General features: G+C 71.3%; 22 protein-coding genes and 1 pseudogene. 6 read left to right on the top strand and 17 right to left on the bottom strand.

Going from position 1 to position 21,185, the window contains the following annotated elements; translation table 11 throughout:
* Positions 1-90 precede the first annotated feature (90 nt).
* Genes ACIQ7Q_RS01885 through ACIQ7Q_RS01875 form a run of 3 tightly spaced genes read right to left on the bottom strand, consistent with a single transcriptional unit; the run spans position 91 to position 3,704 of the window.
* The gene (locus ACIQ7Q_RS01885) at positions 91-1,014 is read right to left on the bottom strand and encodes an N-acetylneuraminate synthase family protein (RefSeq protein WP_403855223.1); all 924 of its coding nucleotides are present in this window, start codon (positions 1,012-1,014) and stop codon (positions 91-93) included.
* Between the two features lie 48 nt (positions 1,015-1,062).
* Entirely contained in the window at positions 1,063-2,340 is a 1,278-nt protein-coding gene (locus ACIQ7Q_RS01880; protein ID WP_403855221.1) for a cytidylyltransferase domain-containing protein, read from the bottom strand.
* 47 nt (positions 2,341-2,387) lie between these two features.
* Positions 2,388-3,704: a DUF6716 putative glycosyltransferase gene (locus ACIQ7Q_RS01875; RefSeq protein WP_403855219.1), complete on the bottom strand. Its 1,317-nt coding sequence runs from the start codon at positions 3,702-3,704 to the stop codon at positions 2,388-2,390.
* A 187-nt stretch (positions 3,705-3,891) separates the two neighbouring features.
* Here ACIQ7Q_RS01875 and ACIQ7Q_RS01870 point away from each other — a divergent pair, with 187 nt between their 5' ends.
* Both ACIQ7Q_RS01870 and ACIQ7Q_RS01865 read left to right on the top strand, forming a co-directional pair.
* Positions 3,892-4,875 carry a glycosyltransferase family 2 protein gene (locus ACIQ7Q_RS01870; protein WP_403855217.1) on the top strand — a complete coding sequence of 328 codons (984 nt, stop codon included), beginning with the start codon at positions 3,892-3,894 and terminating at the stop codon, positions 4,873-4,875.
* A complete protein-coding gene (locus tag ACIQ7Q_RS01865; RefSeq protein WP_403855215.1) occupies positions 4,875-6,209 on the top strand; it encodes a polysialyltransferase family glycosyltransferase in 1,335 nt (444 codons plus the stop codon). Before ACIQ7Q_RS01870 ends, ACIQ7Q_RS01865 begins: the two co-directional genes overlap by 1 nt.
* 157 nt (positions 6,210-6,366) lie before the next feature.
* Here the strand turns inward: ACIQ7Q_RS01865 and leuE are convergent, their stop codons facing one another.
* On the bottom strand, positions 6,367-7,020 hold the full coding sequence (leuE, locus tag ACIQ7Q_RS01860) for a leucine efflux protein LeuE (protein ID WP_403855213.1): 654 nt from the start codon (positions 7,018-7,020) through the stop codon (positions 6,367-6,369).
* A 43-nt stretch (positions 7,021-7,063) separates the two neighbouring features.
* On the bottom strand, positions 7,064-8,644 hold the full coding sequence (locus tag ACIQ7Q_RS01855) for a methylmalonyl-CoA mutase (RefSeq protein ID WP_403855211.1): 1,581 nt from the start codon (positions 8,642-8,644) through the stop codon (positions 7,064-7,066).
* 252 nt (positions 8,645-8,896) lie between these two features.
* Here ACIQ7Q_RS01855 and ACIQ7Q_RS01850 point away from each other — a divergent pair, with 252 nt between their 5' ends.
* Positions 8,897-9,775: a L,D-transpeptidase family protein gene (locus ACIQ7Q_RS01850; protein WP_403855209.1), complete on the top strand. Its 879-nt coding sequence runs from the start codon at positions 8,897-8,899 to the stop codon at positions 9,773-9,775.
* Between the two features lie 245 nt (positions 9,776-10,020).
* Here ACIQ7Q_RS01850 and ACIQ7Q_RS01845 read toward each other — a convergent pair whose 3' ends face one another.
* From ACIQ7Q_RS01845 to ACIQ7Q_RS01815, 7 genes are all read right to left on the bottom strand, one after another.
* Positions 10,021-11,058, bottom strand: coding sequence for a hypothetical protein (locus ACIQ7Q_RS01845; protein WP_403855207.1), 1,038 nt, complete (start codon positions 11,056-11,058; stop codon positions 10,021-10,023).
* Complete coding sequence (locus tag ACIQ7Q_RS01840) at positions 11,058-11,789, bottom strand: RNA polymerase sigma factor (RefSeq protein WP_403855205.1); 732 nt, start codon at positions 11,787-11,789, stop codon at positions 11,058-11,060. Before ACIQ7Q_RS01840 ends, ACIQ7Q_RS01845 begins: the two co-directional genes overlap by 1 nt.
* 547 nt (positions 11,790-12,336) lie before the next feature.
* Positions 12,337-12,879 carry an SMI1/KNR4 family protein gene (locus tag ACIQ7Q_RS01835; protein WP_403855203.1) on the bottom strand — a complete coding sequence of 181 codons (543 nt, stop codon included), beginning with the start codon at positions 12,877-12,879 and terminating at the stop codon, positions 12,337-12,339.
* Positions 12,880-12,967: 88 nt separating this feature from the next.
* The gene (locus ACIQ7Q_RS01830) at positions 12,968-13,258 is read right to left on the bottom strand and encodes a hypothetical protein (protein ID WP_403855201.1); all 291 of its coding nucleotides are present in this window, start codon (positions 13,256-13,258) and stop codon (positions 12,968-12,970) included.
* A 264-nt stretch (positions 13,259-13,522) separates the two neighbouring features.
* Complete coding sequence (locus tag ACIQ7Q_RS01825; protein ID WP_403855199.1) at positions 13,523-13,834, bottom strand: hypothetical protein; 312 nt, start codon at positions 13,832-13,834, stop codon at positions 13,523-13,525.
* A 37-nt stretch (positions 13,835-13,871) separates the two neighbouring features.
* Entirely contained in the window at positions 13,872-14,810 is a 939-nt protein-coding gene (locus ACIQ7Q_RS01820; protein ID WP_403855197.1) for a L,D-transpeptidase family protein, read from the bottom strand.
* Positions 14,811-15,191: 381 nt separating this feature from the next.
* The gene (locus ACIQ7Q_RS01815) at positions 15,192-15,728 is read right to left on the bottom strand and encodes a hypothetical protein (protein WP_403855195.1); all 537 of its coding nucleotides are present in this window, start codon (positions 15,726-15,728) and stop codon (positions 15,192-15,194) included.
* A 62-nt stretch (positions 15,729-15,790) separates the two neighbouring features.
* Here ACIQ7Q_RS01815 and ACIQ7Q_RS01810 point away from each other — a divergent pair, with 62 nt between their 5' ends.
* Complete coding sequence (locus ACIQ7Q_RS01810; protein ID WP_403855193.1) at positions 15,791-16,513, top strand: hypothetical protein; 723 nt, start codon at positions 15,791-15,793, stop codon at positions 16,511-16,513.
* A gap of 33 nt (positions 16,514-16,546) precedes the next feature.
* Here the strand turns inward: ACIQ7Q_RS01810 and ACIQ7Q_RS01805 are convergent.
* Both ACIQ7Q_RS01805 and ACIQ7Q_RS01800 read right to left on the bottom strand, forming a co-directional pair.
* Positions 16,547-16,876: pseudogene (locus ACIQ7Q_RS01805) on the bottom strand (ATP-binding protein); the annotation flags it as partial.
* Complete coding sequence (locus ACIQ7Q_RS01800) at positions 16,876-17,079, bottom strand: hypothetical protein (RefSeq protein WP_403855191.1); 204 nt, start codon at positions 17,077-17,079, stop codon at positions 16,876-16,878. The gene ACIQ7Q_RS01800 and the pseudogene ACIQ7Q_RS01805, both read right to left, overlap by 1 nt.
* 174 nt (positions 17,080-17,253) lie before the next feature.
* Here ACIQ7Q_RS01800 and ACIQ7Q_RS01795 point away from each other — a divergent pair, with 174 nt between their 5' ends.
* Together ACIQ7Q_RS01795 and ACIQ7Q_RS01790 are read left to right on the top strand one after the other, a co-directional pair.
* A complete protein-coding gene (locus ACIQ7Q_RS01795) occupies positions 17,254-18,108 on the top strand; it encodes a helix-turn-helix transcriptional regulator (RefSeq protein WP_403855189.1) in 855 nt (284 codons plus the stop codon).
* Positions 18,089-18,379 carry a DUF397 domain-containing protein gene (locus tag ACIQ7Q_RS01790; protein WP_403855187.1) on the top strand — a complete coding sequence of 97 codons (291 nt, stop codon included), beginning with the start codon at positions 18,089-18,091 and terminating at the stop codon, positions 18,377-18,379. Before ACIQ7Q_RS01795 ends, ACIQ7Q_RS01790 begins: the two co-directional genes overlap by 20 nt.
* 5 nt (positions 18,380-18,384) lie before the next feature.
* On the opposite strand, the gene ACIQ7Q_RS01785 is transcribed toward ACIQ7Q_RS01790, so the two are convergent.
* From ACIQ7Q_RS01785 to ACIQ7Q_RS01775, 3 genes are all read right to left on the bottom strand, one after another.
* Positions 18,385-19,767 (bottom strand): SMI1/KNR4 family protein, encoded by a 1,383-nt coding sequence (locus ACIQ7Q_RS01785; RefSeq protein ID WP_403855185.1) that lies wholly within the window; start codon positions 19,765-19,767, stop codon positions 18,385-18,387.
* A gap of 47 nt (positions 19,768-19,814) precedes the next feature.
* On the bottom strand, positions 19,815-20,417 hold the full coding sequence (gene lepB / locus ACIQ7Q_RS01780) for a signal peptidase I (protein WP_403855183.1): 603 nt from the start codon (positions 20,415-20,417) through the stop codon (positions 19,815-19,817).
* A gap of 174 nt (positions 20,418-20,591) precedes the next feature.
* Positions 20,592-21,170, bottom strand: coding sequence for a hypothetical protein (locus tag ACIQ7Q_RS01775; RefSeq protein ID WP_403855181.1), 579 nt, complete (start codon positions 21,168-21,170; stop codon positions 20,592-20,594).
* Positions 21,171-21,185 lie beyond the last annotated feature (15 nt).

The following is a 21,185-nucleotide window of genomic DNA, read 5'->3' as shown; positions in this document are numbered from 1 at the left end:
GCCCCCGGCCGACCGACGGCCCCCGCGCGGAACGCACACACGCGCCGGGGGTGTCCTCCGGGGCGGTGCGGCACGGCAGCGCGGCCGTGGTCAGATCGCGGCCGGCTCACGGTCGCCCGCCTCGGCGACGACGCCCGCGACGCGCCGCAGCTTCTTCATGGGGGCGAGCTCGGAGTCATAGACCTTCTTGACGCCGTCGCCGAGGGCTTCCTCGATGGTGCGGATGTCGCGAACCAGGCGAGTGAGGCCCTGCGGCTCGACGGAGGCGGCCTGGTCGGAGCCCCACATGGCGCGGTCGAGGGTGATGTGGCGCTCGACGAAGGCGGCGCCGAGGGCGACGGCGGCGAGGGTGGTCTGCAGGCCGGTCTCGTGGCCGGAGTAGCCGATCGGGACGTTCGGGTACTCGCCCATCAGCGTGTTGATGACGCGCAGGTTGAGCTCCTCGGCCTTGGCCGGGTAGGTCGACGTGGCGTGGCAGAGCAGGATGTTGTCGCTGCCGAGGACCTCGACGGCGTGACGGATCTGCTTCGGGGTCGACATGCCGGTCGAGAGGATGACCGTCTTGCCGGTGGCCCGCAGGGAGCGCAGCAGCTCGTCGTCGGTGAGCGAGGCGGAGGCCACCTTGTGGGCCGGGACGTCGAACTTCTCCAGGAAGGCGACGGCCTCGGTGTCCCACGGGGAGGCGAACCAGTCGATGCCGCGCTTCTTGCAGTGCTCGTCGATCTGGCGGTACTCGTCCTCGCCGAACTCGACGCGGTGACGGTAGTCGATGTACGTCATCCGGCCCCAGGGGGTGTCGCGCTCGATGTCCCACTGGTCGCGCGGGGTGCAGATCTCCGGGGTGCGCTTCTGGAACTTGACCGCGTCGCAACCGGCGTCGGCGGCGGCGTCGATCAGGGCGAAGGCGTTGTCCAAGTCACCGTTGTGGTTGATGCCGATCTCGCCGGTGATGTAGACGGGGTTGCCGGGGCCCGCGGTCTTGTTGCCGAGGGCGCGGAGGCGGGACGTGCTCATGGGGGTGGTTCCTTACTTCTTGGGGGACTGTCCGGGGTGATTCGGTGATCAGGGGGTGGTGGCAGGGGTGTCGGGGACGGTGAGCGTCGGGCCGAGGAGCCAGGCGGCGATCTCTCGGATCGCCCCCTCACCGCCGGGTGTGGCAGTGACGGCACGGGCGGCGGCGCGTACGGAGTCGTGCGCACTCGCGACGGCCACGGGCCAGCCGACGAGGTGGAAGCACGGAAGGTCGTTGACGTCGTTGCCGACGTAGAGCACCCGCTCGGGAGCGAGCCCCCGCTCCTCGCACCACTGCTTGAGCGCGAGGTCCTTGCGGTCGATGCCGTGCAGGACGGGGACCCTGAGCTTGCGGGCGCGGGCGGCGACGACCGGGTTCTGCTCGGTGGACAGGATCAGCAGTTCCAGGCCGGCCTTGCGCAGGTGGGCGACGCCGAGCCCGTCGCCGCGGTGGACGGAGACGATCTCGCGTCCGTCCGCGTCGATGAGGACCCGGTCGTCGGTCTGGGTGCCGTCGAAGTCGAGGACGACGGCGTCGATGTCCTCGCGGGCGGGCAGCGCGGCGGTGTCGAGCAGCGGTGCCAGCGCGCGGGCGCGGGCCAGGTCGTGCGGGTCGTCGACCTCGAGGACACGTGCCGGGTCGGTCCTCACGAGTGCCGTGCGGCCGAAGAACCGGTGGCCCGCCTCGCGGAAGCCGGTCGCGGACATGGCGTACGCGGCGCCGGTCTCCAGGAAGTCCTGGGGGCGGTCCTGCCGGCGGGGCCGGAAGGAGGAGTCGTGGTTGACGCCGTAGCCGGTGCCGGTGTCCGTGGCGGTCTCGACGAGCACGGCGGTGCCGCCGGCCCGCTCCGCGCTGCCCTCCGGGGCCTCGGCCGCTTCGCCGGCCCCATCGGTCTCCCGCCACACGAAGCCGTGGAAGGGTGCCACGGTCACGGCGCTGTCGGCGCCGTCCAGGGCGACGGCGCGGGCGACGCCTTCGATGTCCTCGCGGGCGACGAAGGGGCTGGTGCACTGGACGAGCAGCACCACGTCGACGGGTGCGCCGTGTACGGCCTCGTGCGCGTCCATGGCGTGCAGGACGGCCGACTCGCTGGTGGCGGTGTCCCCGGCGATGGCGGCGGGCCGCAGCACGACCTCGGCACCGGCGCCGCGGGCGACGGCCGCGATCTGCGGGTCGTCGGTGGAGACAGCGACGTGCGTGACCAGCGGGGCGTCGAGGCAGGCGCGGACGGCTCGTGCGACGAGCGGCACGCCGCCCACCGCCGCCAGGTTCTTGGCCGGGACGCCCTTCGATCCGCCACGGGCGGGGATCACGGCGAGAACGGTCATCGGTGGCTCCTGAGCTGGGGGTTCGAAGGCGGTCGCGGCCACGGGGGTCACAGCTCGCCCATCCGGCGGATCACGGGGGCGACGCGCTGCACCCCGTGGCGGTAGGCGCCGCGTGCCGCCTCGCGCACCGCGTCGCGCACCACCCGCCGTACGCCGGTGACCTCGGCCTTCGGTGCCACGCCGGCCAGTGGCGTGCCGTCGGGGGCGAGGTGATGACGGGCGAGGAGGGCGGGCAGGTACCCGGGTGCGGTGGTGGGTGTGTAGTACGGCGCGAGCGGCGGGAGCGCGGGCCCCAGCAGCAGTTCGGCGACCCGCGTGCGGGCCTCTTCGAAGGCGCTGTCGTACGAGCCGTCGGCGGCGACGCCCTGGCGTGACAGCCAGTCGCTGTCGGGGGTCGGGCGGTGCCCGCCGTCGAGCTGGTCCCAGGAGGCGAGCAGGCCCGAGCCGAGGAAGTGGTGGTTGCCGAGCGCCTCGCGCACCCCGAGGTCCGTGAGGACGGCGGTGGGGATGCGGCGGTGCAGGGCTTCGAGCGCGGCGGTGGACGAGACGGTGACCAGGAGGTCGGTGCGGTCCAGCACCTCGCCCATGTGCCCGTACACCAGCCGGAAGTTGGGCGGCAGTCCGCCGGGCAGCTTGTCGGCGAGCTTCTGGTACGGGATCTCTTCGAGGTGGGTTGTGTGCTCGCCCGGCTTGGAGCGGAGCTTCAGCAGCACCTCGCGGCGAGGGTGGAGCCGTGCGTGCTCGACGAGCCTGCGCAGCAGGTACGTACGGTCGGCGCGCGATTCCGGGACGGACGGCTGGACGGCGAAGACGACGGTGTCCCGGCCGTCCTCCGCCCGGTGGGGCGCGCCGCCGAGGAAGGGCAGCGCGGCCTCGGTGACGGCGCCCGCGTCGGCGCCCACTCCCTCGTACACGGCGCGGAAACGGTCCGCGTCGTGGCGGGAATTGGCGAGGACGACGTCCGCGCCGTGCCGCAGCAGCAGTCCGTCGGAGAGCTTCTCGTAGACGACGCCGACATAGCCGGTGACGACGACGGGCCGGCGTTCGAGGCCGAGTGCGGCGAGCCCGTGCAGCATCGCCTGGACGCCGCCGCCGACGAGGGCGAGCACGACGACGTCGTACGGCTCTTCCTTCATCGCCCGCAGGAACCCGTTCCCCGTCACCTCGCGCAGGTCGTCGGCGCGCACGCCGACTTCCGCGAGCTGGCGGGCCGTGGGTGTGGCCCGGCCGCGCAGCAGGAAGCCGCTCAGCTCGACGGAGGTGCTCGGCGCGATGCGGCGCGCGGTGAGCGCGCCCCATTTCCACCGGGTGTCGGAGTCGGCGAGTACGGCGACCCGTACGGCCTCGCTGGTACTTGTTGGCACGTCGAGGACGTTAGAAAGGCATTTTGTTTCGTGGCCCAACTGGGCTGCAACAAAGGGTTAACAGCGGGTCTACGGATGGGGAATCGGGCCGGTTGGCGAACCGGTTAACAGATTCGATGCCCGCCGTTCACCTGTCGTCCTCCCACGCGTCGACGCGAATGCCGAGGGCCCCCTTAGCGTCTCGCGGGTGGTCAAGCTCTCCGTCATCGTGCCGTTCTACAACGTGCAGACATACGCCCCCGACACCCTGCGAAGTCTGAAGGCGAATGCCCGCGCGGACTTCGAATTCGTTCTTGTCGACGACTGTTCGACGGACGGAACTCCGGAGATCCTGCGGCGGGCGGAACGGGAGCTCCCGGGCGCGGTTCTGATCAGACACGAACAGAACGGCGGGCTGGCGACCGCGCGCAACACCGGCCTCGACGCCGCGAACGGTGAGTACCTCACCTTCCTCGACGGCGACGACTGGCTGGCGCCCGGCCACTACGAGCGCCTGCTGGCCGCGATGGAGGACCTCGGCTGCGACTTCGTGCGGACCGACCACGTGCAGTGCACGGGACGGAACCGTTCGATCCACCGGGTGCCGTTCGGCCGGCGCGGCGAGGTGATGCGACCGCGTGACGCGATCCTGCCCGCCGACCGCTCGACCGCGGTCGACTACCCGTACGCCTGGGCCGGGATGTACCACCGGCGGCTCGTGGACCGCGGACTGCTGCACTTCACGCACGGGCTGCGCACCGCGGAGGACCGTCCGTGGATCTGGCGGCTGCACCGTGAGGCGGATTCTTTCGCCGTGATCAGTCAGCTGAGCATTTTCTACCGGCGAGGAGTCGCCTCTTCGCTCACCCAGATCGGCGACATCAGGCAGCTCGATTTCATCAGGGCATTCGACCAGGTCATCGAGGAAACGGCGAGCGACGCGGAATCGGAAAAATTGCTGCCGAAGGCCGTCCGCACCTACTGCGCTCTCATTTCTCATCACCTGGGATCCATCGAAAGGTACGAACCGGCCGTGGCACGCAAATTGCGCACGATGAGCGCGGCCGCGCTGAAGCGTATGCCGCAGGACGTGCTGAACGACGCGCTCGATTCGATGGACGCCGAGCGTGCGTCCCGGCTGCGCAAGGTACGCCGGCGCCCCGCCCCTCTCGCCCCGGAGGTGGCGGCCTGATGGCCACGACCCAGATCTTCTTCGCCTCTTCCCTCTTCGGCGCCGCCACGCTGGCCGCCGCGATCGACTCCGGCGGCTTCGCCACCGCCGACCGCCGGCTGCTGCTGGTCTCCAACAACGCGGTCACACCGGAGACGTCCCCGTCCCTGGACCGGATGCCCGGCTTCGAGCAGCTGCGCGACCGCTTCGACGAGGTGCTCTCGTGGAACGAGACGATCTCGCCGTTCCACCCGGGTGGTTGGGCGCCGCGGAGCGAGGACGTTCCGCTGTGGGAGCGTTATCTGCGCCGGCTGTGGAACCTGGGCGACGACCGGATCGAGCTGGCCGTCGAGTCGATCCAGGTCAACCCTGCTCTGGCGATCGCGCAGCTCTTCCCCGACGCGGCGCTCGACGTGTACGCGGACGGTCTGATGAGCTACGGCCCCACCCGCAACAAGATCGACCCGCTGGTCGGCGAGCGGGTGCGGCGACTGCTGCATCTGGACCTGGTGCCGGGCCTGAAGCCGCTGCTGCTGGCGGAGTTCGGGGTCGAACCGCAGCTCGTGCCGACCGAGGCCTTCGTGAAGGTCGTCGCCGAACTCTCCGACGCCGTGCCGGACGCCTGCGAGGGCGTCGCCGAAGGCCCGGCGCTGCTGCTCGGCCAGTACCTCGCGGCATTGGACATCATCACGGCCGAGGAGGAAGAGGCCCTGCACGTCGGCATGCTGGCGGGCGCGGCCGCACTCGGCCACCGCCGGATCGTGTTCAAACCGCACCCGACGGCCCCGGCCGCCTGGACGCGCACGCTGGAACGCGAGGCCGAGACGCTGGGTGTCGAACTGACCGTCCTGGAGCGGCCGTTGCTGGCGGAAGTGCTGTACCGGCAGCTGCGTCCCGCCCTGGTGGCGGGCTGCTTCTCCACGGCGCTGTTCACCGCGGGCGGCTTCTACGGCACGCCCGTCGCCAGGGTCGGCACGGAGCCCCTGCTGGACCGGCTCAGCCCGTACCAGAACAGCAACCGGGTGCCGGTGACGCTCGCGGACGCGCTGCTGCCGGACCTGGCGGCGGGCGAGGCGGGAACACCTGCGGGTGCCGACGAGCAGATCGCCGGGCTGATCAGCGCCGTGGGTTTCGCGATGCAGCCGCAGCTGCGTCCGGATCTGCGTCCGGCGGCGGAGCGCTGGCTCGGCAGCAGCCTCGACGCGTACACCGCGCGCTACTTCAAGCGCCGCCGGCTGACGATCCTCGGCCTCCCGGGCGGCCTGCCGGTCCCGCGCGGCAAGACGGTCCGGCGGGTGGTGCGGCGCGGCCGGCGGCTCAGGCGGGCACTGAAGCGGGTCGCGGCGCTGGGGTGACGGGGCCTGGGCGCGGGGCCGGCCCCCTGCCCAACCCTCCCTGTGCACCGATGTGGGCTCCGCAGTTGTGTACCGATGTGGGCTCCGCAGTTGGGCGGGGCTTCCATCCTGGGTGGGGTCTCAGCCCGCAGGGAGTGCCGACCCCCCGGCTCGGGCGTCACGTGCCGCTGAGCGACAACTTCACCGCGAAGCCCAGGAACAGCGCTCCCGCCGCCGACGTCGCCCCCGCCGACAGCCGCCGCCTGCGGCGGAACGCGGCGGCCAGGTGCGTACCAGTGAAGATCAGCAGCGTCAGGTAGAGGAACGACGCGAGCTGCGCCAGCGTGCCGAGCACCGTGAACGACAGCGCCGGATACGCGTAGGCCGGGTCGACGAACTGGACGAAGAAGGCGATGAAGAACAGGATCGCCTTCGGGTTGAGCAGGCTGATCACGAACGCCCGGCGGAACGGCCGCTCGACCGCCTCCAACGTGTCGGACGCCGCGACCTCGGCCACCCGCTCGCGGCGGGTGCGCCACATCGACCAGGCGGCGCGCAGCATCCCTATGGCCAGCCAGGTCAGATAGCCGGCGCCCGCGTACTTCACGATGCCGAACAGCAGGGCGTTCGCCTGCAGCAGCGAAGCCACTCCCGCGGCCGACAGCACCATCAGGACCGTATCCCCGCACCACACTCCGGCGGCGGCTTTGTAGCCCGTGCGCACACCACGACGCGCGGCGACCGAGAGCACGTACAGCGAGTTCGGCCCAGGCAACAGGATGATCAGGACAAGGCCTGCGAGATAGGTCGGCAGATCGGTAACACCCAGCATGGGCGGAGTGTCGCACACGGGTACGACACTCCGCCCAATGGTCTCAGAATGCGTCGGTGGGGACGTATGTCCCCCACACCTCGCGCAGTGCGTTGCAGACCTCGCCGACGGTGGCGCGCGCCCTCAGCGCGTCCTTCATCGGATAGAGGACGTTGTCCGTGCCCTGCGCGGCCTCCTTCAGCTCCGCGAGCGCCGCGTCCACGGCCGACTGGTCGCGTTCCGCGCGGAGTTTCGCCAGCCGCTCCGCCTGCTGCGCCTCGATCGCCGGGTCGACGCGGAGCGGCTCGTAGGGCTCCTCGGTCTCCAGCGTGAAGCGGTTGACGCCGACGACGACCCGCTCGCCGGAGTCGGTCTCCTGGGCGATGCGGTAGGCGCTGCGCTCGATCTCGTTCTTCTGGAAGCCCTGCTCGATGGCGTTGACCGCGCCGCCCAGGTCCTCGACGCGCTCCATGAGCGCCAGCGCCGCCGCTTCGACGTCGTCGGTCATCTTCTCCACGACGTACGAACCCGCGAAGGGGTCGACGGTCGCGGTCACGTCCGTCTCGTACGCGAGCACCTGCTGGGTGCGCAGCGCGAGGCGGGCGGACTTGTCCGTCGGAAGCGCGATGGCCTCGTCGAAGGAGTTGGTGTGCAGCGACTGCGTGCCGCCGAGCACCGCGGCGAGGCCCTGCACGGCGACCCGGACGAGGTTCACCTCGGGCTGCTGGGCGGTGAGCTGCACCCCGGCCGTCTGCGTGTGGAAGCGCAGCATCAGCGACTTCGGGTTCTTCGCGCCGAACTCCTCCTTCATCACCCGCGCCCAGATGCGACGGGCGGCGCGGAACTTGGCGACCTCCTCGAGGAGCGTCGTCCGCGCGACGAAGAAGAAGGACAGCCGCGGCGCGAAGTCGTCCACGTCCATACCGGCGGCGACGGCGGTACGGACGTACTCGATGCCGTCGGCGAGAGTGAACGCGATCTCCTGAGCGGGCGAGGCCCCGGCCTCCGCCATGTGGTAGCCGGAGATCGAGATGGTGTTCCACTTCGGGATCTCGGCCCTGCAGTACTTGAAGATGTCCGCGATCAGCCGCAGCGACGGCTTGGGCGGGAAGATGTACGTGCCGCGGGCGATGTACTCCTTGAGCACGTCGTTCTGGATGGTGCCGGTGAGCTTGTCCGCGGGCACTCCCTGCTCCTCGCCGACCAGTTGGTAGAGGAGGAGAAGGAGGGCGGCGGGGGCGTTGATCGTCATCGACGTGGAGACCTTGTCCAGCGGGATCCCGCCGAACAGGATCCGCATGTCGTCGATGGAGTCGATGGCCACGCCGACCTTGCCGACCTCGCCGTGCGCGATCGAGGCGTCGGAGTCGTGGCCCATCTGGGTCGGCAGGTCGAATGCGACGGACAGGCCCATCGTGCCGTGGGAGATGAGCTCCTTGTAGCGGGCGTTGGACTCGACGGCGGTGCCGAAGCCCGCGTACTGACGCATGGTCCAGGGCCGGCCGGTGTACATCGACGGATAGACACCGCGGGTGAAGGGGTACTCCCCGGGCTCGCCCAGCTTCTTGGCAGGGTCCCAGCCTTCCAGGTCCCTTGGCCCGTAGACCGGCTCGATCGGCAGTCCCGACTCGGACTCGCGCGCCATTGACTGTGCCTCCCGCTGGAGCTACTGACAAGTAACAAGTTCTGCGACGGACTGTATCGGCGAGCGTGCGGCATATGGAGAGCAACGCGCTGGGACCTTGCTCACAGCCCGCCGCGACGCGGTCCGCGAGGACGCCGCGACGCCGCCGTGTCGCGCTCGTCCCCCAACTGTTACCCCCATGATGCGCGGGATTGCGCAACCGGGCAGGAAGGGAATTTGTCTCACCAGGCACAGAGACAAGGGGGGGCGATCATGCTCAGGAAGAACGTCGGGTTGAGAACGCTGGCCGCGGCGGCGGCCATGGCTGTGGCGGCCGTGACCGCCGGCTGCAAGGCGGAGGCCACGACGGATGCGCCCCCCGCCGACAACAAGCCGAGCGCGGCCACGTCGGGGCCGACATCCGCGTCGCCGACGCCGTCGCCCTCGCCGACCGCGTCAAAGTCGGCCGAGCCCTTCCACACGCCGTCTCCTTCGGCGTCCACCACGAAGCCCGCGCCCAAGGTCCTCATGGCCCCCGGCGCCAAGGGTGAGCAGGTGCGCGAGCTGCAGGCCCGGCTGGCGCAGATCGGCTGGTTCGACGACAAGCCGACGGGGACCTACGGGCCGGTCACCAGCACGGCGGTGAAGGGCTTCCAGGGCAAGCGCGGTCTGCCGGCGACGGGCAGCACCGACACGGTGACGTGGCAGCGGCTGCTCGGCATGACGACAAAGCCGACACGCGACGAGCTGGACGGCAAGGACGTCAACAAGCCGAAGGCCAAGCTGGACCCGCGCTGCATGACCGGCCGGGTGATGTGCATCAGCAAGACCACCCGCACGCTGTCGTGGATGATCGACGGCAAGGTGCTCTCGACGATGGACGTGCGCTTCGGGTCGCAGTACACCCCGACCCGCGAGGGTGTGTTCAACGTGGGGTGGAAGTCCCGTGACCATGTCTCGACGATCTACGACACCCCCATGCCGTACGCGATGTTCTTCAGCGGCGGCCAGGCGGTCCACTACTCGTCCGACTTCGCGGCACGTGGCTACAACGGCGCATCGCACGGCTGCGTCAATGTGCGGGACAAGGGGAAGATCGCTGCACTCTTCGACCAGGTGCGGACCGGCGACAAGGTCGTCGTCTACTGGTGACGCTTCCCGACGGCGCCGTCTTCCGGCGCCGTCGCCCGGCGCGGCTTCCGGCGGAAGCCATGAGGAGAAAGAGAGGGCGCGGGCGGGACCGGGGGAACGTGTCCCGCCCGCGCCATATGCGCTGAGCCGTAGGTACGGGGGGAACCCCGGCTCGTTGCGCCGCCGATGACCAGTCGGCTCACTTATTACTGCGCCATGGCCCGGAAAAACGTCACACCCCGCTGCCGGAGCAGTAAAAGTGCAGGTCAGAACACGTACAGCGCGGTGCTCGCCGAAGAGCCCGAGCCGCTCGCCGACAGCGTCACCGAAGGCTTCGGGACAAATGACCAGGAGACCGGCGGGGTCGTGGGGGCACCTCCGCCCGAGTCCGAGCTGCCGTCGCCGTCACCGCCGGAGCCACCGGACTGCTTGCCTCCGTCGTCGCCCCTGCCGTCGCCGTCCCCGCCGCCGTCGTTGTCGCCGCCACCGTCGCCGGAACCGCCCGAGCTGCCGCCCAGCAGCTTGTCGCAGAACCGGTCCACGCCCTCGGGGCCCTTCGCGGCCAGCTCCAGCCGGCGCTTCCTGTCCGGGTCGATCTTTCCGCTGCGGTAGTCGCGGCACTCCTCGACGGACTTGCGGTACAGGTCGCCCTTGGGAGCCGTACCGTCGTCGGGCGTCGACGGGCCGTCGTCGGCGGACCCGCCCGGGGTCGTCGCCCCCGCGCCACCCGGGCTCGGACTCGAGGTGCTCGGCAGCGGCGGCGGCCCCGGCGGTGTGCCGGGAGCGCCCGGGGACTCGGAGGGCGTACCCGGTCCGCTCTCGCCCGGCGACGGAGAGGTGACAGGACCCGGTGTCGCCGCGGCGGAGACCGAGGAGGCGGGCAGCGGACGGTTGTCGTCGAAGGGGGTGGGCAGCATGCCCGTGCCGGCCGCGACGGCCACACCGCCGATGGCGCATCCCGCCACCGCGGCGGCGAGCCCGAACCGAAGGGGCCGGGCGAAGCCCACACCGTGGGAGGGGCGGGCGGCGTGGGAGACCCACACCGTCCCGAGCGAGGTGCCGCCCGGAACCGTGGCATCGCCCGCGGCCTCGGCCCTGGCCTTGCGGAACGCGGCCATGGCGGCCGCCTCGCCGGGCAGTTCGCCGTCGTCGTACCGGTAACCGGCGCCGGCCGCGCGGTGGAGGACCTCGACAAGGCGTGCGGCGTCGGTACGGGCGCGCGCGTCGGCGGCCTCGACAGGCTTGCCGCGCAACAATCGCTCCGCCGCGTCCCTGTCAAGCCACTCGTACCGCTCGTCGGCCATCACATGTCCTTCTGCGTCCGCAGGCGTGAATGCGTCACACCGGCGGGTGCCGCTGCACCGGGACGGGAGCCGCGCTGGGACGGTACCCCGCCCAGATCCGAAGCCGCCTCCTGGGGGTCCTCCGCGCCTTCCGAGGCGACACCGGAGGTGCCACCTCCCGCGTCGTCGAGGGCTGCCGCGCCCTCCGCGCCGAGCAGCTCGGCGAGCCGCTTCAGCCCGCGGTGCGCCGCCGTCCGCACGGCGCCCGGCCGCTTGCCGAGCGTCTTCGCCGCGCTCTTCGCGTCGAGACCCACCACGACCCGGAGCACGACCGCCTCGGCCTGGTCCTGGGGCAGCTGGGCGATGAGCGCCATGGTGCTGCTGGTGGAGATGGACTCCATGGCCTCGTCGACGGTATCGGACGCGGCGGGCCTGCCGGTCAGCTCGGTCTCGTCCCCACCGATGGCGGGACGACGGCCCCGCATCCGGATGTGATCGAGCGCACGATTGCGGGCGATGCGCGCGGCCCATCCGCGGAACCGGTCGGCGTCCCCGCTGAACCGGTCCAGATCCCGCGCTATCTGCAGCCACGCCTCCGAGGCGACGTCCTCGGCGTCGGCCTCGCCGACGAGAGTGCGCACATAGCCGATCAACCGCGGATGCACGGCGCGGTACACAGAACGGAAGGCACTCTCGTCCCCGCCCTGCGCCGCGAGCACGGCGGCGGTCAGCTCCGCGTCGTCCCCCAGCACTACCTCAACCTGTCGTTCTGAACCGCAGCTGGTCACCACTGCTGCGCCACCGTGCGCGAATCAGCACGCTACGTGCTTTTATGCACCCACGTCCACGCCCCGTACAACTTGCAACAACTTCGCGACCCGCGCCTACCCACGCAGCGGGGTGTGACACAAACGGCACGCTCGGCGCTGAGAGAAGTACGGGGTTCCACTGCGGCCCCGTCCGAAGCGACGACCGGGGCCTCTCCTGTGGGGGGTGGCGGCCCCGGTCGTCCTTCTTTGTCCGGTGGACCGGATCGACGCACCGGGTCGGCGGACCGGGTCGCCCCGGCCGACAGCATCCGTGACGGAACGGCCTCGGCGCTCGGACGGCTCCCTGGCGGGATCGTCACCACAGAGGGCCCGTTCCCCCCGCGAACTCTCCGGGCGCCGGGTCACCGCCCTGCCGGCCGGCCGCCACCACCACGGCCGTGGTCGGCAGGTCCGGCGCGTCGCGTGCGGCCTCAAGCGAAAGGGCAGCAACACGGGCACCAACTTCGCATAGCGCCTTATGAGTTGCCGATCAGTCGATGCGGTCGCCCAGGCCCAGCACCTTCGGGTCGTCGCTGGGGAAGTTCCTGGGCATGCCCGGCACGTCGATGGTGCGCCCGTACACGCCGGCCAGGAACTCGACGGCACCGACTGGGAACTCGATCCAGTCGGCGTTGTCCGTGCGGACGACCACCGGCCATGCGTCCGGATCCGCAGGGCTCGTCCTCCAGTAGAAGGTGTCCCCCGAATTGGACGACGCCCAGGAGATCAGGCCTCCCGGCTGCGGGTAGGGAACGTAGTCCTCGGTGTCGCCCATCTCGTACAGATCCTGAAGGATCTCGTCGTCCCTGGACTCGGACGCCCATGGCGCCTCGGCGCCGGGCGTGGGAAGGGACACCATGAGGAAATCATCGATGACAAGCACCGGGTACGCCTCCGCCAGAGAGCGGAAGTCCGAGGGCAGCGCCGTCCCGAGACCCGCCTCGAGGGCGGCCCAGTCCACGCTGCGTCCGCCTGGCACACGCCACCGTGCCATCGAAGGCAGCGCGGCCTCCAGCTCTTCGACCCTCACCATGTCGTCTGCCAATCCGGGGAGTTCTCGACCACGACGGTCTCGGACAATACTCCGGCCGCGATGCGGGCGGGCACGGCGACATAACTGCTCAAAGAGTCACGAACCGCCCGCTGAACCCGGCATCGGGGAAGAACAGCTCCGCCTCCCGCTCGACGAGCCGCATCCGCCGGGCCAGGACGTCCGCCCGTACGTCGCTCATCGGCCGCCCAAGGAGCGGCACACCACCGTGGCCGACCGACGCCGGCCGCGTGAACGCGATACGGACGACGGTCTCGTCGGCTTCGTACGTGAGCACCACCCCGGCCTCGAAGAAGTTGTTCTGACGGGCGCCGCCGAACTCGGGGACGGACCCGGTTCCGCCACCGAGCAGCCGCCGCATGTCGGCGCGCGCCGATCCGAGGCGTACCGGGCCGATGCCGCGGTGCGCGACGACCTCTGCGGGCCCGCTGCCGCCGGGCCGGAGCCGCCCGCCGGCTCGAAGAACTCGAACGCGTCGTCGCCGACGGCGGTCGCCCGCACCGCACGCTCTCGAAGCCGTCCGCGTCCTGCGCCGTGCCGCCGAGCACCACACCGAGGGGGGCAGCGCCCCCCTGCACCTCGCCGGCGGGCTCCACCCCATGCCCCAGGCCGCGGAGTTCCGCGATCACCTCGCCCCCCCCGGCCGCCCGAGCAGCACGATCCCGTCCAGGGTGACGGGTGCGGGCGACGCCACCTCCACGGCATGAAGGACGCCGGCGTCGTCGCACTCGAGGAACTCGAAGAAGCCGTCACTGCATCCGCCACCGCGCCCGTCGCCGTCCTCGTACCCGCCCGCCGCCGTGACGTACATGCCCGTCAGGGTGACGTCGGCGGCACGCCGGAAGGCGGAGTCCGGCGCGCCGCGGGCCGCCCGCACCGAGGCACGTGTCTGTCCGAAGCGGGCACCGGGCACGCCGACGCGAGGAACTGTCTCCACGTACCGACCAACCCTCCGCAATGTCCGCTCTGTTCTGTCAGCCGATCGCGATGCGCGGGTTCGCGGACGGCTTGACCCAGCCCATGAACTGCTCCATCGTCGCGCGCGGCACCGACACGCATCCGGCGGTCGCGCCGCTGCCGTTGACGTGCAGGAAGATCCCGGCGCCCCGGCCGGGGGTGGCCGGCCAGCGGTTGAAGTTGATGACCAGGGCCTTGGCGTACTGCGTCGGGTAGTTGATCAGGTGCTCGCTGCCGCGGTCGCCGGACTCGGTCAGCGGGAAGTCCGCGCCCGCCTCGGTGTGCATCGAGTTGTAGAACTTCGACTCCGGGTCCTGGACCCACCAGTGGCTGTCGTTGACCTTCGTGTACGGCATGGCGGTGCCGCTCGACTCGACACCGAAGCCCTCGGTGATCGTGTAGGTGCCCGTCGGGGTGGTGTAGGTGTTCTGCCTGCGGGTGGCGCCGTCGGTCACCCCGTTCGACCCGACGCGCCCGGCGCTCGTCGAGAACTGCGCCTTCCAGCCGGTGGAGCCCTTCTGCCAGGCGGTGACCGTGGCGTAGGAGCCGTTGGCCTTGACCGTGATGACCTGGGTGGCGTTGCCGACGTTCACGGGTACGGGGAAGTTCGGCGTGGAGGGCGCGGCCGGCTCGTCACCAGAACCGCTGCCCGGGCCCGCGTTGCCGCCGCTGGTGGCGGTGGCCTTCGGGGCCGTGCTGCCGGACGCCTTGGCAGAGGCGGAGGCGGAGGCGGAGGCCGAGGGTGACGCCGAGGCGGACGAAGAGGCCGAGGCGGAGGGGGACGCGCTGGGCGACGCCGAACCGCCCGTCACCTCCTTGTCCCCCTGCGCCGCCGCACCGGTCGAGACGGGGGCGGCAGAGCCGGCCGGCTCCTCGCCCCCTCCACAGGCCGACAAGAGCGACATGGCACCGAGCACGGCCAGCACGGGCGAGAACTTGCGGGTAGAGCGCAGCACAGGAAGATCCTTGGCTCGACGGGACGGCGCAGCACGACGGGGCCGCGCGCGAGGCGGGCCGGTTATACATCGCCGCTTCCACCGATAGCCAGGCCTCGGACATACCGGACAAGGGGGTGACCGGGGTGCCGGCGGCGTCGGATACGGCGCCGTGCCGTGAGCTCCCTCTGCACCGGATCGAGGCCGGCCAGGCGGGCGACCGTCAGGAAGCGGCCCCCAGAATCAGTGCGCCGACCACCGGCGCTGCCGATCAATCGATCCGGTCGCTCAGGCCCACCACGTGCGGGACATCGCTCGGGAAGTCCCTGGGCATACCGGGCACGCGTGCTCACGGCGGACGACGCCGCCCAGGCGGCCTACGCCTGAGGCTCGAGGTCGGCCTCAATGACCGTCCGGGTGATCAGCGGCCGATCCCACAGGCCGAGGATCTCGTTTGCGAGCGCCACGATCGGCAGGGGGTTCCGCTCGCCGTGCACCTCGATCGCGGCGGCCGACAAGCCACGCGGTACGCTCCGCCGTCTCCGCCTCCGGGGTCTCCCGTTCGGCCACCAGCACCACGAGCCGGACGTCGTCCCCTGCCCGCGCGCTGCCGCACCCGATCCACCGGTCCGCGAACGCCCATCCGCGCATCTCCACGATCCGCTCGCCGAACGGGGCCAGCAGCGGGAGCCCGGTCCGCGCGCTCACCGTCGGGTCGGCGAACCCGCCCATGGCGAGGTTCCGCGGCCGGCCGTACCGCCCGCCGAGCGCCTCTTGGAGAGCGGGAAGGCCGATCGCCTCGGAAGGCGCCAGGCAGATGTGCCCCGCCTGATGCCCCGGCGTCCCGCAGTCGAGGCCCCCCGTCCCGGGGGCGGCCACCCGGTGCACCACCGAGAGGAGTTCGTCCAGATGGTGCGCAGGCTCTTTCCGTTCGTCCATGGCGGACATTGAAACGGATGCCGCCGACACCGGCCCCGGGCGGCCGCGTCATGATGTCGCCCGTGACGAACAGCGCGGACCCGATCCCCGCCCGGATAGCGGGCTACGACGGCGGCCCCCTCACCCACCGCCCCGAACTCCTCGACGAGCGGCTGTTCTGGCTCGGACACCTCTCCTCCTGCGCCCACGACGAGGAGGCGGAGGAGCTGCTGTTCGGCCCGGACCTCGACGCCGCCGGAGACTTCCACCGCACGCTGCACGAGCGCGCGGACTGGCCCGTCTTCACCGTCCCACTGACTGTCGGCCACCGCGTGCACGTCGTCTACCGCACGTTCGAGGACGACCCGGGCATCGATTTTCTCGTGCACCACCCCGACTGGGAACGGGCCGAACTACTCGCCGTGGACGACGGGCACTTCATGGGCCCCGCCCTGTCCTGGCCCGAGCTGACCGCCGCGGCAGACAACGGCCTGCCGGGCGGCTCCACCACCGATCCGAGCGCCCGGCTGCTGCTTCTGCTGCCGGCTTTGGGCGACGACGACCTGCCCGACGACGCAGTTGAGCGCCTGAGGTCCGCCCTACAAGCCCTGGTCGGCGTCGAGGACCCCGAAGCGGTCGCCGCCGCGCTCCTTGACGGCCAGGGTGCCCCCGGCACCGCGACCTGGACCACGACGGGGGACGGGGCCCGGATCAACCACGGTTCGTACTCCTACCGGAACCCCGCCAACGGCTTCGCCCTGCCGCCCGCCCGACTGGCCCAGGTGTCCGCCGCGCTCGCCCCCTGACCGCCACGCCGCCAGCTCGCACCACACGGTCTTGCCGCCGGGCCCCTGCCCCACGCCCCACCGCAGGGTCAGCGCGTCGAGCAGAGCGAGGCCCCGGCCCGACTCGTCGTCGGCGGTGGCCGTCCCGCACAGGACGGGCAGAGCACGCGGGTCGGGGTCGGTGACCTCCAGTCGCGTACGGCCGCTGCCGCACGACACCCGGACCGTCACGCGCGTGCCCTCACCGACGTGGCGGATCACGTTGGTGACGAGCTCGCTCGCGCAGAGCTGGAGGTCGACGCCGTAGTCGCGAAGGGCATGGCGTACGCCGGACACGGCGGCCGGGGTCGCGAGCAGGTCCAGCGTCAGCGGTGGCCGGCTCATCACGCGACTCCCTTGCGGAGGGCGGCGACCAGCGCGCGGGCGGTCGGCAGGTTGCAGTTGCCGAGCGCGACGAGCGGCCGGTTCGGGTAGCGGGCGGCGAAGGTCGGCAGGTCGACGCCGAGGGACGGCAGCGTGATGCCGTGTGCGGCGAGGGCGGCCCGCAGTTCCTCGGCGCAGGTCTGGGCGTCGGGCTGGTCGTGCATGGGTCACACCTTCCAGTGCGCTCTGTGACGAATCACTCACACACTGCCCACCAGGCGCGTAGGTTGAAAAGTGTTCAGGCTCCCGGCTCTGAACTGCACGTACACGCGGTGCAGTTGGTACGGGATGGGGAACGCCGGGAAACGGGCGGTACACGGCACCAGGGACGGTGGGCGATGGGGCAGCGCAAGGACATCGACGGCTCGGCGGGCGTCCCGACCTTCTACGGCAGCGAGTTGCGCTGGAAACGCGAGGAGGCGGGCCTCACCCTCCAGCAGTTGGTCGAGGGCAGCTTCTACGGCCCCAGCCACCTCAGCGAGATCGAACGCGGCACGCGCCGCATGCCGGCGGAACTGGCCGAGCACGTGGACAAGGTGCTCGGCACGGACGGCTTCTTCAAGCGCCGCTGCGAGGACGTGCGAAAGGCGAAGAGGCGGGGTCACGCGAGCTACTTCGAGCGGGTGCTGGAGGCGGAGAAGCACGCGGAGACCATCGAGGAGTGGTGCCCGACGCTGATCCCGGGGCTGTTGCAGACGGACGCGTACGCGCGGGCGGTGGTGCGCGCGACCCATCCTCTTGCCCCGGACGAGGAGGTGGAGGAGAAGGTCAGCGCCCGACTGGCACGCGCCCACCTCTTCGAGGACAACCACAAGACCCCGATGTACTGGGCGATCCTGTCCGAGTCGCTCCTGCGCCAGCCGATCCTTCCGCCGGACCAGGCGGCCGAACAACTGGGGCACATCGCGGCGCTGGCACAGCGCCACCGGATCGTTCCCCAGATCCTTCCGTGGAACTGCGGGGCGCATCCCTTCATGCTGGGCACGGCCAAGGTCATGACTTTCCCCGACGCCCCTCCCCTGGTCTACACGGAGGCACTGCACAGCGGGGACACCATCGACGATCCGGCCCTCGTGAAGGAGTACCGCCGGTCGTACGATTGGCTGAGGGCCGCCGCACTGCCACCGGAGGCGTCCCTCGCCCTGATCGAGGAAGTGGCTGAGGATGTCCGAAATGGCGAGCAGCGGGATTGACTTGAGCACGGCCGTCTGGCGCAAGAGCAGCTACAGCAACGGCAGTGGCGGGGACTGCGTCGAGGTCGCGGAGGCGTTCCCCGGCGCGGCCGCCTGGCGCAAGAGCACGTACAGCAACGGCGACGGCGGCGACTGCGTCGAGGTGTGCGACGCCCACACCGGCGTCGTCCCCGTCCGCGACTCCAAGGTCCCGAGCGGCCCGGTCCTCACCGTCACGGCCCCGGCCTGGACGTCCTTCGTCGCGTCGCTCACGGAGGACGACGCCACGTAGACGGCCTACGCCACCGGCCCGAGATCGGCCTCGATGACCGTCCGGGTGATCAGCGGCCGATCCCACAGGCCGAGGATCTCGTTTGCGAGCGCCACGATCGGCAGGGGGTTCCGCTCGCCGTGCACCTCGATCGCGGCGGCCGACAAGCCACGCGGTACGGCCCCGGCGTCGAGCAGGACGCGCCACTCCTCCGGGGCGAGCTCCAGAAACTCCAGACCCTCGAGGCGGGCGATCTCCAGCGGGTCGGCGAGGGTGCCAGGGTAGGCGGTCAGGGTCCGCAGGCGCGGAAGCCCGACGAGCGGTTCGAGGCTGAGCGGTTCGCCCTCCCACACGCCAATGCTCAGGGCCTCCAGCCCGGAATGGGCGGCGGCCTCCACGCTGGGGATGCCGCTCCTGTTCACCCAGGCGACGGCCGGAGGCTGTGCCTCGCGACCGGCGCCACGCCGCTCATCGGGCCGCCGGTCGAGGACCATGTCGGTGACGGAATCGGCGACGAGGCCCGCACCGCAGTTCTCCTCGTGGTTCATCACGATGATCTGCCCGAGGTATCCGGCCGGGCCCGGGGTCAGGTCGACGGCTATCCGGTCGCCGCCTCCGGTGTCCCCGAAGACGATCCAGCCAGGTGAGCCGACGAGGCCCTGGACGGCGGCGTCGGGCCGGGTCTCGACGGCGTCCATCGCGGCGAACTCCCAAGGAGCCGGACGGGACGCGGTATCGGCGACGTACACCTCGTCCAGCGCGAGGAGTTCGCAGCCGACCGCCTTGGCCATGCGCGTGGCCGCACTGTAGTCCCCGCCGAGATCCTCCCAGCGCGCCCGGGTGACCCGGTACAGGGCCTTCAACTCCTCGGGCAGCGTGACGCCCAGGCGTGCCTCCGTCGCGGCGAGTTCCTGCTCGGTGGCGCCGATCGCCTCGGGCAGCCGTTCCCGGAGAGTCCGCTCCAGCAGCGCCGCGTCCGCCGTCGGGGCGGGCACCGCGTCCGGTGACGGGTCCGGCAGCCGGCGCCAGGGCTCGGGGACGGCCCCCTCGACCAGGACGAGCGCACCGAAGCGGGTGGCGACACCCGACTCGACGGCCGGGCCCCTGTCGAAGAGATGGAGCAGGGCCTTGCCCGGGGCGGGCGTCTCCAGCATGAAGGAGACCTCGTCGACGTCCGACTCCTCCAGGACGCTCCGCACGCGGCCGACCGCGTCCCACTCCGTCTGCATGTCACTGACCTGTGCGGCCCGCCCGGGCTGGAACGCGGGCGGGGTCACCGGCACGCTCCAACTTCCCCTGCCTATGTGGCCCGCCACGTATCCGCCGGGTGCGGCGAGCCGCTCCGCGTTGTCCTGGAGCAGCAGCCGCAGCAGCGGCTCCCAGGTGGCTACGTCGTGTGTCGAGGGCAACTCTTCCTCCGTGATGTCGTGTGCTGTAGCCGGAAGGGGCCCGGTCGTCATCGGACGGGCGGTCTGCGGCGCCTGGCGATCTCCGTCGCGAGCGCACCGACGACGACGACGAGCCCGAGCAGCGCGGTCAGGCCCGCCCCGACGAGCCCGGAGCGGTCGTCGAGGGGACGTGCCAGGACCGCGCGTTCCGCGACGGTGCCCGATCGGTCGTCGAGGAAGTACCGGGAGTCGTTGGAGTTCGCCCGGTGGTCGCCGAGCAGGAACAGCCGGCCCTCGGGGACCACCACGTCGTACGCGGGAGCCGCCCCCGACGGGTCGCCGTCCTTGACGTAGGGCTCGTCCAGCGGCTTCCCGTTCACGGTCACCGGCTCACCGGTCCGCTGCGCGACCCGGTCGCCTCCGACGCCTATGACGCGCTGGAGGACCGCCAGGCCGCCGTATCGCTCGTCCGTCCTGTGGAGCAGCACATCGCCCCGCCGGGCCTCGCCCGCCTCGATGCGTTCCAGGAAGACACACTCACCCCGCGTGTACGTCGGCCGCATGGCGTCACTGGAGATGGTGGCCGTCGTGTACCCGGACACCACGTGCGCGACCGCCCCCGCCAGCAGGACCAGCCCCACCGCCCCCAGCACCCGGAAGACCGTTCTCACTGTTCTCTCGCCCCGCCCCATGGTTCCTCCGGTAGTGCCCCTCAGGGGCCGAAGACGCGCGAGCGGACGAGGACCGGTGGCGGTCTCCGTCGTCGCCCGCAAGAAGACCGCCGGGCACCTGTCGGTGCCCGGCGGTGTGGTCCGGCGGTCAGCCGGCCGGTCCGGTGGGGGCGGTCACTGCGCCCACGGGTCGAGCCCTTGCTCCAGCAGGCGCTCCTCCTCGCTCTCGCTGAGGAAGAGCGCGGGGTGCCTGCCCCAGAGCGAGAGGTCGCTCAGGGGGCATGCGGGGAACTCCGCCCGCAGGACACGGACGAGGAACTCGACCATCCCGCAGTCGTGGCGGCGCCAGATGCCCTTGCCCCGGTGGTAGACGAGCACCGGCCAGGCGGCCGGGTCGTCGCCGGAGGCGTCCCAGCAGACGATGTCCGCCGCGGCGTCCGAACCCCAGGCGATCAGCCGCGGCTGCGTCCCCTCGAGCTCGGGCTCCTTCGGGAAGTTCGCCCAGGCGTCCTCGGCGGTGAGGGTCTCCACGAGCATGCCGCCGAAGGGCGACGTCGGCTCATCCGCCTTGGGTTCGGGTACCTGGACCTGGAAGAAGTTGTCGATCGCCCCGGGTCCCCACACCTCCATGAACGCGCGGTAGTCGGGCGGGAACTCCGTGCCCCACGACTCGACCACGGGGGCCCAGTCGACGGGCGCCTCGGGTGCCATCCTCGGCGGCATGAGCTGCCGGAGCGTCTCCGGATCGGTCATCGCGGTGCCTCCTTC

It is taken from the genome of Streptomyces sp. NPDC096176, from assembly GCF_044763255.1.
Classification (GTDB): Bacteria; Actinomycetota; Actinomycetes; order Streptomycetales; family Streptomycetaceae; genus Streptomyces.
This window is presented reverse-complemented; position numbering and strand designations above follow the sequence as displayed.